Here is a 13,796-nt window from a genome sequence, read left to right as displayed (position 1 = left end):
ATCTGTCTTTTCCCGAATTTGCATCGCATATGCGTTATGGTGGAAAACAAAAAAGCAGAAAGTCAAAAGACTTTCTGCTTTTGGCATGATGTGCATCATGCGATTATGTGTGCGAGAAAACTCTCGCGTATATGTTGAGATTGGAGCGGGTGAAGAGAATCGAACTCTCGTCATCAGCTTGGAAGGCTGAGGTTTTACCATTAAACTACACCCGCATCATAAATATTAAAATGGAGCGGGTGAAGAGAATCGAACTCTCGTCATCAGCTTGGAAGGCTGAGGTTTTACCATTAAACTACACCCGCGAAACGTTTAACGTTACGATAAATATAATAGCATAGGAATTTATATTTGCAAACCCTTTTTTGCAAAAACATTGGTTGTTACGGAATAGGTTATCTTGCTAAGATAATAGAAGAGGGGAGTGGATGGGCGTGAGCGAACGAAAATCGTATTTGCAGATGATGAGCGAAGGGTTTCGGATGATGAAACAAGCGAAAGAAGTCGAGCAGACGGTCACTTTGCGGCAATGGACGTTTTCGTTCCGGCATGACAAGGAGTGGACGGTCATCTTACGTACCGATCGCCTCAAATGGGTTGGTCGGCCTGCAAATGAGTTCAGCATCGACCTTGCCCAAGTGCGTCTAGGTGATTTATCATTGCAACGGCATGTCGAGTCGAACGAGGTACGTTTGAAGATCGAGGAAGAATGGGGAATTGAAAGTAAGGTCGTCTGTGACGATGAAGAGTGGGGTCGATTTGTCGAGACGCTCAAACAATTGAAGGGGGAGTAGTCGTGAGTGGAGAAAGGCTGTATCGGATTGAAGCGGAAGCCCGAGGCATCGCCTGGAAGGCCCGCGTATTGACCGGCATACAACGATTCCGCTTCTTTAAAGGGGAATTGCTCGCACCGACTGAACGCCCGTACGTCGTTTTGAGCATCTCGCAAGACGCCGGGGTGCTGCCTGATTTGATCGAGACGGACATGGGGGTATTGTTGATCCATGCTCGCATCGCCCCCATCTTGATGAACCTCTGTCCTTACGACATTCAGCTCGTCCGGGTCGAACTGCATACGACGACCGGTAAAACGGACGAATACTCCGCGCTTAACGTGTTGCGACGGTTCGAAATCGAACAGATAGAAGACTCAGGAGAGTATCGACCGCTCAGTACAGACCGACTTTACTTTCTATCGAATCAAACGGTGCGTATGAATTTATTCGGGCATATGATCGCCCAAGATATGAACAGCCAGCGCCTCTATGTGACCGAGCGATTGAAATATGCGCTCCAAACAAGAATGGTGACCGGCTTAGCTTTTAAGAAGACGAAGGAGCAGACGGCATGAAAGAATATGAAATCGATGGATGGATCCGTTTGACGTATCCAGAACACTTTGAATACAACGAGGAAGAAGATCACGTCAGCTTTTACTCGGTAGAACCTGACGCCCAAGGGACGCTGCAAATGTCCATCTACGAAGCAGAGACGGAGCAGGCGCCCGAGGATGCGGCATTACAAGAGTTGAACACGTTTTTAGGTGAATTCCCAATTGAAGTCAAAGTCGCACCGAGTGTGACCGATCAGTCAGCTGGGATGACGACCGCTTATGCGAGCGGGCTGGAAGACGGCATGCATTTGGACGTCTGGTCATTGACCGACGGGAAACGTCTGTTGTTCTTGACGTACGTTGCGGACAAAATGACCGACGAAAAACTAGAAGTTGAAGCAATCGTCGATTCGATCGAATGGGCATGAAAAGAGACACGTAGCCGGATGATATGCTCCCCAATAGGTAGACAGATGAAATAACAAATCTGTTTATCTGATTGGGGAGTGTTTTTTATGGCGAGAAGTCGGCATTCAATCGAACAAAAACTGAGTGCACTACGGATGATGGAAGAAGAAACATATACGTGGAAGGAAATCGAGGAGGCCCATGACGTCTCTGAGCATACCCTCCGGGTGTGGAAAGTGAAATTCGAGACCGGCGGAATCGACGCCTTGAAGGAGTCGAGGACATGGAAACTGTACACAAAGGAACAGAAAATAGCGGCCGTACGTGACTATCTCGATGGGGTCACCATGGTGGAAGTCCTCTCCAGACATCAAATCAGTAGTCGTTCGGTTCTATATCGGTGGATCAAGAAGTATACTAGTCATAGCGAGTTAACAGATTCGAGAAAAGGGATGGATCGAGCTATGACAAAAGGGAGAAAGACCACATTCGAGGAACGCATGGAGATCGTCAGGTATTGCCTGGACAATGGACGGAACTATCAACAGACGGCCGAGATATTCGCCGTGTCGTACCACCAGGTCTACGGCTGGACGAAAAAATATGACGCCGACGGCGTGCACGGGCTCGAGGACCGGCGCGGACGGACGAAGCAAGAAGAGGAACTGACCAACGAAGAGAAGCTCGAACGTCGCATCCAACAGATCGAGCGGGAGAACGAGCGCCTGCGGGCCGAGAACCTGTTCCTAAAAAAGTTAGAGGAGATCGAGAGGAGAGGTTGATCAGCCAAATCCGGCTACAATTACGTTACATGGCGATCGAGGAAATGTCGACGACCGACACGTTCCCGGTCGTGCTCCTGTGTGAAATCGCGCAGGTCTCACGGGCCGCCTACTACAAATGGTTGAAGCGTACCGTCTCGGTACGCGAGGAGGAGAACTTGGGCTTACTGGAGGACATCCGTCTCCTCTATGACCAGGTGAACGGGACCTACGGCTATCGACGGCTCACCATGACAATCAACCGCAGACGACGTCAACATGGCCTGCCGGCATACAATGAGAAGCGGATCTATCGTCTCATGCGCATCCATGAGATCCGTTCGGTCATCCGCCAGAAACGAAAGCGGCATAAGAAATCGTCACCGCAACATGTGGCCGAGAACCTGATGAACCGGGAATTCAGCGCGTCCCGACCGGACGAGAAGTGGTGCACCGACGTCACCGAGTTCAAATATGGCGCCGGGAAGAAGGCGTATCTGAGCGCGATCATCGACCTCTATGACGGCTCGATCGTCGCCTATCGCATCGGGAAATCCAACAACAACGCGCTCGTCTTCCAGACGATGATCCCAGCCATCGCGGGGCTCCGTTCAGGAGCGAGTCCGATGATCCATAGCGACCGAGGGTTCCAATATACCTCGAGAGGGTTCAAACGCATGGTGGAAGACGCGGGGCTGACCCACAGCATGTCCCGGGTCGGACGTTGTCTCGACAACGCCCCGATTGAGGGTTTTTGGGGTACCCTGAAAGTCGAGATGTACTATTTGCGTGAGTTCCAGGCCTACAGCGAACTCACATCAGCCATCGAGGCCTACATATCGTTCTACAACCATGATCGTTTCCAGAAACGACTAAACGGCTTGAGCCCTGTCGAATACAGGACTCAAGCCGCCTAGGCTGGTTTTCATTATTTGCCCTGTCTACTTGACAGGGAGCAGTTCAGGATGGCTCGTGTCTCTTGTTCGTTATTGGAACTTAGGTACGTCGAAGTGAAGCGTATAAGAGTCAAGTGTTTGGTACGTCTGATAAATCCGTGTCGTTTGTTTCGTTGCCCAGCCGATGTCGGTCGCGTATTGATGTACGCCCGGATTAGCTGGGTTGAAACGCATCTTGTAGAGCGTGTTTTGTTTGTGTGTCGGATGGTTGATATAGCTCGCACCAATCCAATAGGCGCCTCCGACAATGGCAGCTTCAGGGCTGAACCACTTTTGTTCAAAGGCAAACTTGGCCCCGGTCGCGAGCGGGCTGCTATCTACCGCTTGAATGCCGTACATGTTGTAAACAGTTGCCGCCACCTCGCGGTCTGGATGAATCCGAGTACCGCTCGAGTTGATGAGTGCATTTCCGTCTTTATCGACAGGAACCCCTTGGGCAAGAACAGACTTTCCGTGGCCGGTTTCGTGAACAGCGTGAGAGAGTAAATAAATTTCGTTAATACTGTATTGGTTTGCAGCATTAATGAATGCTTGCCCTTGATTCGTTAGGGTGCCGGTATTCACAAGTACTTTATTCAACGTAGACGCAGTCGTTCCAGCACTCTTCGATAAATCAAGGAACTGATAGAACGCCTGAGAATTTTGATCAAAATTATTCGGGTTTACAAACGGTTCAAGATCCGTCACAGAAGCTCGACGCCACACATTATCAAATATCCGGATATTATGACCTGCAGGGCGGCGATATGAAACCGTATAGTAAGTACCTGTCTGGCCAGTGATGGTGACAGTCTCCCCAGGATTGATTTGACCATATGCGTGCGATGTCAAACTCGGTTGACTAAGGATATTCGCGGCGCCCACAACCGAGCTCGGTGTGACAAAACCAGTCATAGAGCCATATTTGACCCGATACCAAACAGCGGTCCCGACAACTTGTCGGTCCACATACTCGATGTTCGTCCCGTTAGGTATCGTTGCGAGTGTGACTGCGGTAGAAGAAGCCGACATCTTAAGTGCCGTCCCTACCCCAGAAATGACGCGAAGCTGATTATTGACAATGGTCCCGGTGTTCCCATTCACACTTACCCAGGCCCGTGGCAAATATGCCGGCGTATTGCGATGGGCATCAGTCTGTCCGAATTGGGCAACTTGACGTTCGGCCATGGCACGAGCGGTAATTGAATAGTTTGTATAGGACACGACACGCTGGATGCCTGTAGCCGGTGGCGTCGTTGAGACAGGGGCCGTGTAGCCTAAATGAATATATCCTCCAACGAAGTTACCGCTCGTCAAGAGTCCCCAATCCGTGTTCAGAACAGGCTTTACTTTGACGACTGTACCATGCGCAAGAGTGCCGATGGCGGCATTTCCGGTCGCTGGAGTAGGGCGTACGTTCAACGGCGTGTTGTTGGAGACGACTTGGACTTCACGCTCGGGTCCGTATTGTTCTGTCGAGGTCGACGGAGCAGTCAGTGAAAAATCACGTGCCGCGACATATCCTGTTTTATTGGCGTAGCGAATCATATACCAAGAGCCAGTCGCCCCGTGAGTGGAAAGGTGATCGACTTTCGCGCCTACTGGAATCGATTGAACAACGGTCCGCGATGTTGACATAGACGAATACATCGTCGCGGCCCGTTGCGCGTAGTAAGGTGTCACCGGTGCAGCGACTTCTGTTTCCGACAAGTTGCGCATCGGCACGTAGCCTGTCAACGAGCCGGCCGTCACTTTTGCCCAAGAGCCAGTCGCCCCGTGCGTCGAGACGAGTCGCACACTCGATCCGACCGCTAATGTGCCCAGCGCTTGACCTGACGTCGACATCGAATTAAAGATGCTCGTCGCTGTCTTGACGTATAGCGTCGTTGGTGCTGACGTGACGATGGCTTGGAGATTACGCATGGCCACATAGCCGGTTTGTCCGGCATACGTCACTTTTGCCCAAGAGCCTGTCGCGCCATGCGTCGAGACGAGTGTCACGCTTGCACCTTTTGGAATGGTGACGAGCACAGGGGCCGTTGAAATCATCGAACTATGCATCGTTGTGTTGTTGACGGTCGTATGCGTAGCGTTTGATTGAGGAGACACCGTTCCACCTCCTGAGAGCGTGAAGTAACGTTGCGCCACATAGCCTGTTTTCCCGCCGTATGTCACTTTGAACCACGAGCCTGTTGCTCCGTGTGTCGAGAGATACGTGACGGTCGCGCCTTTCGGGATCGTTGTCACAACCGATGCCGTCGTTGTCATGGCCGAGCGCATGTTGACGTTCTCGTTCGCTGTATACGCCTGGGTCGTACTCGTTTTCGCAACGGTCGGCTTGAGCGTCAAGTAGGAAGACGACACGTACCGTTTTTGGCCTTGGAAATTAATTTCGGCCCAGTTGTTACTCGTTGAGTAGACGTGGACGGTCGCCCCTTGCGTCAATTTGCCGACAATCGATGAAGATGTCGATGTTGCCGAACGGACGTTTAAGATCGAGGTGTTTACGGTTCCTTCGTATGTTGCTGCGTATGACTGAGTCGGGACGATTGTGCTGAGCACAGTACTCGAAACGAGAACGGCCACGCTGAGTCTTGTCATCGTTGGTTTCAATGTCTTACCCCTTTCGATCCATGTGAATCTATACATAATTGGTGTTTTTTTTAGTATGCGGTCTAAGTATAGCGTACAGAAAAAATGGAAAGAAGATGAAAAATTTCAAAAAAGGTAAATGATTTAGAATAGGGTTGTATGAATTTTACAAAAAGAAAAAACCTCCAATTAGTAGGAGGTTTTTTCAAGTGCGATAGAAGTCGTTTGCAGGAGCCATGATGTGATATCGTTCCACACCTCGGTCCGATTGATTTCCCTTAACACTTCGTGACGCGCTCCGTCATAAGACAAGACGGTCACTTCAATGTCGGCCGCCTGATAGTTACGAACCATTCCTTTCAGTCCTTCTCCGTCATGTACGACCGGATCGTCCGCCCCGACGACGAAGAGGAGCGGGAGCGACTTTGGATGTTCGTGAATACGAGGGAGAGACGTGACGTCGAGGGACGCGCTTGCTACTTCATGAAGATAACCGAGGGTCGGTAACCCGCCACAGTTCTCATCGTTTCGATAAGCGGCGACTTCTTCTGGGTCACTTGAAATCCAATCGCTCTCCGTTTTAGCGGGTAAAAACTTTAAATTGTAACGACCGAACAACAGGCGTTCGAAGAAACGTGACGGATAATCGCTTCCTTTTCGCCGGATGGCAGCATCGATGGCGAGGAGACCGAATCGACCGATGATCCCTGACCCCGGGGGCGGGGAGATGGTGACGACCCCAGCTAACCGGTGCCCCATGACTTGGCCGAGACGCCGTGAGAGCAGTGATCCGAAACTATGACCGAGGACAAACGTCGGCAACGCCCTCGCGTGGTGCTCGATGAGCGTAACCGCATCGTCGACCATTTGATTAAACCCTTCTTTTGGAAGTAAATGAGCGTATGTCTCCTGTTTCCGGGCGAGTGAACCCGCGCCGCGCAAATCACAAACATATACATTAAATCCATTTTCTGATAAAAAGTGGGCGAACTCAATGTAGCGTTCGTGATGTTCAAGCATTCCGTGAAACAAGAAACAATCGGCGATCGCATTTGTCGCGGGAACGGTCAGCACGTGAGTACGATAACCGTCCGTATACGTATATTCTGTGACGTTCAAGCTCATCCCTCCAAAATTAAAATAGGCCGATCGCGTTACCCGTCTCATCGATTCCCATGTTGAGCGCGGCCGGTTGCTTCGGTAATCCTGGCATCGTCAACACGTTGCCCGTCAAAGCGACAAGAAAACCTGCGCCGACAGACGGCTTCAATTCGCGCACCGTTACGTTGAACCCTTCTTGGTACCCGAGTTTCGTCGGGTCGTCCGACAGTGAGAACGGCGTCTTCGCCATACAAATCGGCAGATCGGCCCACCCGTTCGCGACGATTTGAGCCATTTGTTTTTTGGCGATCGCCGTAAAAGTGACTTCGGCTGCGCCGTATACTTCGCGAGCAATCGTCGTGATTTTCGATTCGATCGAGTCGGTCAATTCATAAAGTGGCGTGAGCGCGGCTTCGTTTGATTCAACCACTTCGATGACGGCTTCGGCGAGCGCTTCACCGCCTCGTCCGCCACTCGCCCAAACTTCGCTCAAGGCGACGCGGATGTGCTGTGCCTCGCACCAATCGAGCACGGCAGCAAGTTCTTCATCCGTGTCTGAATTGAATCGGTTGAGTGCGACGACAGCTGGCAATCCGAGCTTCGCCATCGTATCGACGTGCTTCGCGAGGAGGCGTAATCCTGTTTTGACCGCCTCGACGTTCTCGACATGGAGGGCGTCTTTGGCGACACCGCCATGCATCTTGAGCGCGCGGACGGTCGCGACGAGGACGACAGCATCCGGGTTCAAGTCGCCGATACGTGATTTGATGTGACAAAATTTCTCGGCACCGAGGTCAGCTCCGAATCCAGCTTCTGTGACGACGTATTCGCCAAGCTTTAAAGCCGTTTTTGTCGCGATAAGCGAGTTGCACCCGTGGGCGATATTTGCGAACGGACCACCGTGAACGAGCGCCGGCGTCTGTTCAAGCGTCTGGACCAAGTTCGGTTTGAACGCTTCTTTCAAAAGGAGTGTAGCCGCACCGGCCGCACCGATTTGTTCGGCGGTGACGGGTTCGTTGTCACGGTCATAGGCGACGACGATTCGTTTGATTCGTGCTTCTAAGTCAGCGAGCGAGTCGGCGAGGCACAAGATCGCCATAATTTCCGAAGCGACCGTAATATCGAACCCGTCTTCCCGTGGCACCCCGTGGACCGGGCCACCGAGCCCGATCGTGACGTGGCGAAGGGCCCGGTCGTTCAAGTCGAGGACGCGTTTCCAGACGATTTTTCGGACGTCGATGTCGAGGTCGTTGCCTTGATGGAGGTGATTGTCGAGCATGGCGCTAATCGTGTTGTGGGCTGACGTGATGGCGTGCATGTCTCCAGTGAAATGAAGATTGATGTCTTCCATTGGGAGCACTTGGCTGAAACCGCCACCGGCAGCCCCGCCTTTTAATCCCATCGTCGGACCGAGAGACGGTTCACGAAGGCAGACGATCGCTCGTTTGTCGAGGCGGTTCAACGCTTGTCCGAGGCCGACGGTCACCGTCGATTTTCCTTCGCCCGCTGGCGTCGGGTTGATGGCGGTGACGAGGACGAGTTTCCCATCTGTCCGGGTCTTCACGTCGTCTAGCAGGTCAAACGACAGTTTTGCTTTATATTTGCCATAAAGATCGAGGTCGTCCTCGTGCAGGCCGAGTTTTTCGCCCACTTGTTTGATGGGGAGCATCTCGGCTTGTTGGGCAATCGTCAGGTCAGTTAACGGCTTGATCGTCGTCATGTACAAAATCCCTCCACTTTCGAACGTTTTATTAAGAAAATATCTTTTTCATTCGTGATTCGAGCCCGATCTATGATGAAATCTCTAATCTGTCTCGGGCCGTTCGTATTGTCATTGAGTTTATCATAACGCATCGCTATGCAGAATTCATCAAAGAAGTTCAATATATTCCACCCATTCCGTCAAATGTATCCGTTTTCATAAAGCTGTTTAGGATGTAAGTTGATAGTGGAGGCGATCAACATGACCGAAACAACGAAACGAATGAAGCGTAGACGGAATTGGAAGAGACCAGCGAGTTTTATCGCATTTGTCGGACCAGCCTTTTTGGCGTTTGTGGCTATCGTGCTCATTCCATTTTTCAACGGAATTTATTACAGTTTCACCGATTGGAACGGAGTGACCGGGCAATTGAATTTTGTCGGACTCGACAACTATCATCGCTTATTGTTTGAGGACGCTCAGTTCCGCTCCTCGTTCTGGATCACGACAAAATATACGATCGTAGCGGTGCTGCTCACGAACATCGTCGGATTTTCGCTTGCTCTGCTGTTGACGATGAACATCAAGACACGCAATCTGTTGCGGACCGTATTTTTCATGCCGAACTTGATCGGCGGGCTGATCCTCGGGTTCATTTGGCAGTTCATCTACGTGAAAGGGTTTGAGTCAATCGGAGCGTTGACCGGGTGGAGCCTGTTCGAGCTACCATGGCTCGGAGATGCCCAAACGGCGTTCTGGGGAATCGTTATCGTCGCGATTTGGCAAGGGGGCGGCTACGTCATGGTCATCTACATCGCAGCACTTCAAAACGTACCGACCGACTTGCTTGAGGCGGCGAGAATCGATGGGGCGAACCGATTGAAAATGCTTCGCCATATCACGCTCCCGATGATCATGCCGTCGATTACAATCTGCTTGTTTTTGACGATCTCGTGGTCGTTCAAAGTGTTTGATACGAACTTGTCGCTCACAAACGGGGGACCGTTCAAGTCGACCGAGATGCTCGCCTTGAACATCTATACGGAGTCGTTCGTAAATAACAATTACGGCCTCGGTTCGGCGAAAGCGGTCATCTTCTTCCTCGTCGTCGCGGCCATCACTGTCACACAAGTATATTTGACGAAAAAGCGGGAGGTGGAGGCATGACGACAGAAAAAGTGAGACGCATTGAATCAAATATCGATCAAGCGCCAAGACAGTTATTGCCTCAACGAAAACTAAAGACAGGCGGATACACGGCCGGGCTCGGACTCATCGAGTTGATTGCGATCTTGCTCGGATTGTTGTATCTCGTCCCGTTCTATTACGTCATCGTCAACTCGTTCAAGTCGATCACCGAGATTTACACAAACACGTCGGCGTTACCGAACGTTTGGCTTGCCTCGAACTATGCTGAGGCGTGGGAAGCGATGAACTATGGGCGAGTCTTCTTCAACTCCCTTCTCATCACGGCCGGGGCCAACCTGCTCATCGTCCTCTTTACGTCGATGGCAGCGTGGAAACTCGTGCGGACGAAACATTGGATCTCGACCGTCATCTTCTTCTTGTTCGTGGCGGCGATGGTCATCCCGTTTCAATCGATTATGATTCCGCTCGTCAAAGTGTCGAGCATTCTCGGGTTGCTGAACAGTCATTGGGGATTGATGATTATGTATCTCGGGTTCGGTTCGGGCATCTCGGTGTTCTTATATCACGGTTTCATGAAGTCGATTCCTGAGGAAATCGAAGAAGCCGCGATCATCGATGGCTGTTCGACGTGGGGCGTGTTTTGGCGCATCGTCTTCCCACTCTTGAAGCCGATCACGGTGACGATTGTCATTTTGAACAGTCTTTGGATTTGGAACGATTTTCTATTACCTTCACTTGTCCTCCGAGACATCGAACTGCGAACGATTCCGCTCGCGACGTTCTATTTCTTCGGGCAATATACGAAACAATGGGATTTGGCACTCGCTGGTTTAGTCCTTGGGATCGTCCCGCTCCTCATCTTTTTCTTCGGTATGCAAAAGCATATCATCAAAGGGATTACGAGCGGTTCGATCAAATAACCCTTCCCAAGGGATCTCCCCCGTCCGCTACACGGGGGAGAATTTTTTTTTGAGAAAAGGTGTTGACATTCGTCTGAATATTTATAATAATGGGGTCAATTCAATTGTGAACGACATTGAAAGGACGAGTACACAGAAGACGTAAGCAAAGCGAGCCGGGGGCGGTGAGAGCCCGGTCTGAAATCTCTGTCGAAGAACCTCCTGGAGTCGCTACCCGAACGCTTTGCAAGTAGACGTAGCCGGACCGTTCCCCGTTATCGGAACTACGAGATGTTCGTCTCGAAAAAGTGAGTAGACTCGTCTACTAATTTGGGTGGCACCGCGGAGCTTGAAGCCTTCCGTCCCATAGTCCATGGGATTGGAGGGCTTTTTTCTATTGTTCCATCCCAAATACCCCACAATTGGAGGAAGACAAAATGACAACAGCAACAAGCATGATGAAGGAAAGACAACAGGCAATCACGACGGTAAAGGCGACGTTTGAAGAGAAGTTCAGCACGGCACTTGGGCTCACTCAAGTGCAAGCCCCGCTATTCGTGACGTCAGCGAGCGGTGTGAACGACCACTTGAACGGCGTTGAACGCATCATCCAGTTCGACACACTGTATCCGGGACACGAGCTTGAAATCGTCCAGTCACTTGCGAAATGGAAACGCGAGGCGCTCGGTCGTTATGGGTTTGAGGTCGGTGAAGGTCTCTATACACAGATGCGCGCCATCCGTCGTGATGAAGAGCTCGATGCGACACACTCGCTTCACGTCGATCAGTGGGACTGGGAGCGCGTCATCGCCCGTGAAGAACGCACGACCGAGTATTTGAAAGCGACGGTTGAATCGATTTATGCGGCTCTTTTCGAAACCGAGAAGACGGTCGAGGCGACATATGGCATCGAAGCGATCCTTCCGGAATCGATTCATTTCATCACGAGCCAAGAGCTCGAAGACACATATCCGACGCTCTCTTCGAAAGATCGTGAAAGCGCGATTTGTAAAGAGTATGGGGCAGTGTTCATCTCACAAATCGGCGGTGCACTCGCTTCTGGTGAGAAGCATGACGGACGTGCGGCTGACTATGACGATTGGTCGCTCAACGGCGACATCCTCGTCTGGCATCCTGAGCTCGAGTCAGCGTTCGAGTTGTCTTCGATGGGCATTCGTGTCGACGAAGCGGCCCTCGCTGCCCAACTCGAAATTGCCGATGCGGAAGAGAAACGGAAGTATCCGTTCCATCAAGCCGTTCTCGAAGGTCGCTTGCCGCTCACGATCGGCGGTGGAATCGGACAGTCCCGTGTCGCGATGTACTTGCTCCGGGCCCGTCACATCGGTGAAGTCCAGTCGTCGGTTTGGCCGCTTGAAATGGTCACGGCGTGTGAAGAAGCCGGCATCAGCTTGTTGTAATTCAAATAGTAATATAGAAGAAACTCGTCACCAGGACTTTCATTTATGGAAGTCCTGGTTTTCTGTGCAACATTTTCCACCCTACACGTCAATTTTGACACCTACATATTGGAAGCGTTTTCATTTACAGTAATAGTGTACTTATTGGATGGATGGCAAAAATGATCCGACATCAAGGGAGGAATTAGAATGAAGCGTAAATGGAGATTGTCGACAGCCGTCATGACAGCAGGGATGGTGTTGACGCTTGCGGCATGCGGAGGCGGTTCGCTAACGGAAGAAGAAGGATCGAACGATGCGAAAGCGGATGGCGGTGACAAAAAAGAAGTGACGTTGAACGTCTTCCAGTTCAAAGCGGAGATCGCCAAAGATCTTGAAGCGATGGCGAAAGAATACGAAGAAGAGACAAGCGTCAAAGTGACCGTCCAAACGGTAGGGGGCGGTGCCGACTACGGCGCTGCGTTGAAATCTCAGTTCGCTTCAGGAAATGAACCGGATATTTTCAATAACGGTGGTTTCACAGAAGCACAGACTTGGAAAGACAAGCTCGAAGACCTCTCGAGCGAGAAGTGGGTCGGCGACTTAAGTGACGTTGCAAAAGAACCGATGACGATGGACGGTAAACTGTACGGGATGCCGATGAACCTTGAAGGATATGGTTTCATCTACAATAAGGCGTTGTTTGAGAAAGCCGGTATTAGCGAGTTGCCGAAGACGCTCTCGGAATTAACCGAGGCGGCAGAAAAATTGGATAAGGCTGGCATCACCCCGTTCTCGGTCGGTTATGCAGAATTTTGGATTCTCGGCATCCACTTGCTCAACATCCCGGTGGCACAACAAGATGACCCGGACGCATTTATCCAAGCACTCAACGACAATAAAGCAAAATTCGAGGACAACGAACAGTTCCAGCAGTTCTTAAAACTATTCGACCTCACGATCAAATACGGGAACAAAAACCCGCTCACGACAGACTACAACACACAAGTCACTCAGTTCGCCCAGGGCGAGACAGCGATGCTGCAACAAGGCAACTGGGCGCAACAGATGATTCTTGATGTGAACCCGGATCTCGAGATGGGCTTCGTCCCGATTCCAATCAATGACGACAAAGAGAAGATGGACCGTTTGCCGGTCGGCGTCCCGAACAACTGGGTCGTCAACAAAAACTCACAGTATAAAGAAGAAGCGAAAGACTTCCTCGAGTGGATGGCGACGTCTGAAACAGGACAAGACTACATGGTCAATAAGTTCAAGTTCATTCCGGCGTTCAAATCGATTGAAGCGAACGACCTCGGACCGCTTGCCGACGACATCCTCGCCTATTCGAACGAAGGCAAGACGATCTCATGGAACTGGTTCAAGTATCCAGACGGCGCGGTCAATGAGTACGGGGCATTGATGCAAGCGTATGTCGGCGGTCAAAAGACTGGCGATGAGATGCTTCAAGACTTCACAAAAGTATGGATGGACAAGTCGAAATAATCATAAGCACGAA

At 51.1% G+C, this 13,796-nt stretch carries 11 protein-coding genes, 2 tRNA genes and 1 other annotated feature; of the genes, 8 read left to right on the top strand and 5 right to left on the bottom strand.

Going from position 1 to position 13,796, the window contains the following annotated elements; all coding sequences use genetic code 11:
- Window positions 1–141: 141 nt before the first annotated feature.
- Both P398_RS0114825 and P398_RS0114820 read right to left on the bottom strand, forming a co-directional pair.
- Window positions 142–215, bottom strand: a tRNA-Gly gene (locus P398_RS0114825).
- A 16-nt stretch (window positions 216–231) separates the two neighbouring features.
- Window positions 232–305 (bottom strand) — tRNA-Gly (locus tag P398_RS0114820).
- Window positions 306–428: 123 nt separating this feature from the next.
- Here P398_RS0114820 and P398_RS0114815 point away from each other — a divergent pair.
- The 4 genes from P398_RS0114815 to P398_RS16675 all read left to right on the top strand — a co-directional run bounded on the left by P398_RS0114815 (window position 429) and on the right by P398_RS16675 (window position 3,419).
- On the top strand, window positions 429–794 hold the full coding sequence (locus P398_RS0114815) for a hypothetical protein (protein ID WP_235263448.1): 366 nt from the start codon (window positions 429–431) through the stop codon (window positions 792–794).
- Window positions 795–796: 2 nt separating this feature from the next.
- Window positions 797–1,351: a hypothetical protein gene (locus P398_RS0114810; protein ID WP_029335978.1), complete on the top strand. Its 555-nt coding sequence runs from the start codon at window positions 797–799 to the stop codon at window positions 1,349–1,351.
- On the top strand, window positions 1,348–1,761 hold the full coding sequence (locus P398_RS0114805; protein WP_029335977.1) for a hypothetical protein: 414 nt from the start codon (window positions 1,348–1,350) through the stop codon (window positions 1,759–1,761). The genes P398_RS0114810 and P398_RS0114805 overlap by 4 nt, the downstream gene beginning before the upstream one ends.
- A gap of 87 nt (window positions 1,762–1,848) precedes the next feature.
- Window positions 1,849–3,419 (top strand): IS3 family transposase gene (locus tag P398_RS16675; protein ID WP_115336706.1). Its coding sequence is split into 2 segments (ribosomal slippage): window positions 1,849–2,488 and window positions 2,488–3,419, totalling 1,572 coding nucleotides; the frame shifts between segments, so codons are not numbered across the junction.
- Between the two features lie 69 nt (window positions 3,420–3,488).
- Here P398_RS16675 and P398_RS0114790 read toward each other — a convergent pair.
- The 3 genes from P398_RS0114790 to P398_RS0114780 all read right to left on the bottom strand — a co-directional run bounded on the left by P398_RS0114790 (window position 3,489) and on the right by P398_RS0114780 (window position 8,850).
- On the bottom strand, window positions 3,489–6,050 hold the full coding sequence (locus P398_RS0114790) for an SH3 domain-containing protein (RefSeq protein WP_029335976.1): 2,562 nt from the start codon (window positions 6,048–6,050) through the stop codon (window positions 3,489–3,491).
- Between the two features lie 168 nt (window positions 6,051–6,218).
- Window positions 6,219–7,148 carry an alpha/beta fold hydrolase gene (locus P398_RS0114785; protein WP_235263446.1) on the bottom strand — a complete coding sequence of 310 codons (930 nt, stop codon included), beginning with the start codon at window positions 7,146–7,148 and terminating at the stop codon, window positions 6,219–6,221.
- Between the two features lie 16 nt (window positions 7,149–7,164).
- Entirely contained in the window at window positions 7,165–8,850 is a 1,686-nt protein-coding gene (locus P398_RS0114780) for a formate--tetrahydrofolate ligase (RefSeq protein ID WP_029335974.1), read from the bottom strand.
- Between the two features lie 243 nt (window positions 8,851–9,093).
- On the opposite strand from P398_RS0114780, the gene P398_RS0114775 reads away from it, so the two are divergent.
- The 4 genes from P398_RS0114775 (at window position 9,094) to P398_RS0114760 (ending at window position 13,783) form a co-directional block, all read left to right on the top strand.
- Window positions 9,094–9,999 carry a carbohydrate ABC transporter permease gene (locus P398_RS0114775; protein WP_029335973.1) on the top strand — a complete coding sequence of 302 codons (906 nt, stop codon included), beginning with the start codon at window positions 9,094–9,096 and terminating at the stop codon, window positions 9,997–9,999.
- Entirely contained in the window at window positions 9,996–10,901 is a 906-nt protein-coding gene (locus P398_RS0114770; protein WP_235263444.1) for a carbohydrate ABC transporter permease, read from the top strand. The genes P398_RS0114775 and P398_RS0114770 overlap by 4 nt, the downstream gene beginning before the upstream one ends.
- A gap of 107 nt (window positions 10,902–11,008) precedes the next feature.
- Window positions 11,009–11,250 (top strand) — a binding site (T-box leader).
- Between the two features lie 67 nt (window positions 11,251–11,317).
- Entirely contained in the window at window positions 11,318–12,298 is a 981-nt protein-coding gene (asnA, locus tag P398_RS0114765; protein WP_024371675.1) for an aspartate--ammonia ligase, read from the top strand.
- A 189-nt stretch (window positions 12,299–12,487) separates the two neighbouring features.
- Complete coding sequence (locus P398_RS0114760; protein ID WP_029335971.1) at window positions 12,488–13,783, top strand: ABC transporter substrate-binding protein; 1,296 nt, start codon at window positions 12,488–12,490, stop codon at window positions 13,781–13,783.
- The last annotated feature ends 13 nt before the right edge of the window (window positions 13,784–13,796 follow it).

The sequence above is a fragment of the Exiguobacterium aurantiacum DSM 6208 genome, assembly GCF_000702585.1.
In the GTDB taxonomy this organism is placed as follows: Bacteria; Bacillota; Bacilli; order Exiguobacteriales; family Exiguobacteriaceae; genus Exiguobacterium; species Exiguobacterium aurantiacum.
The sequence above is the reverse complement of the archived record's forward strand: the minus strand, read 5'-3'. Positions and strand labels throughout refer to the sequence as shown.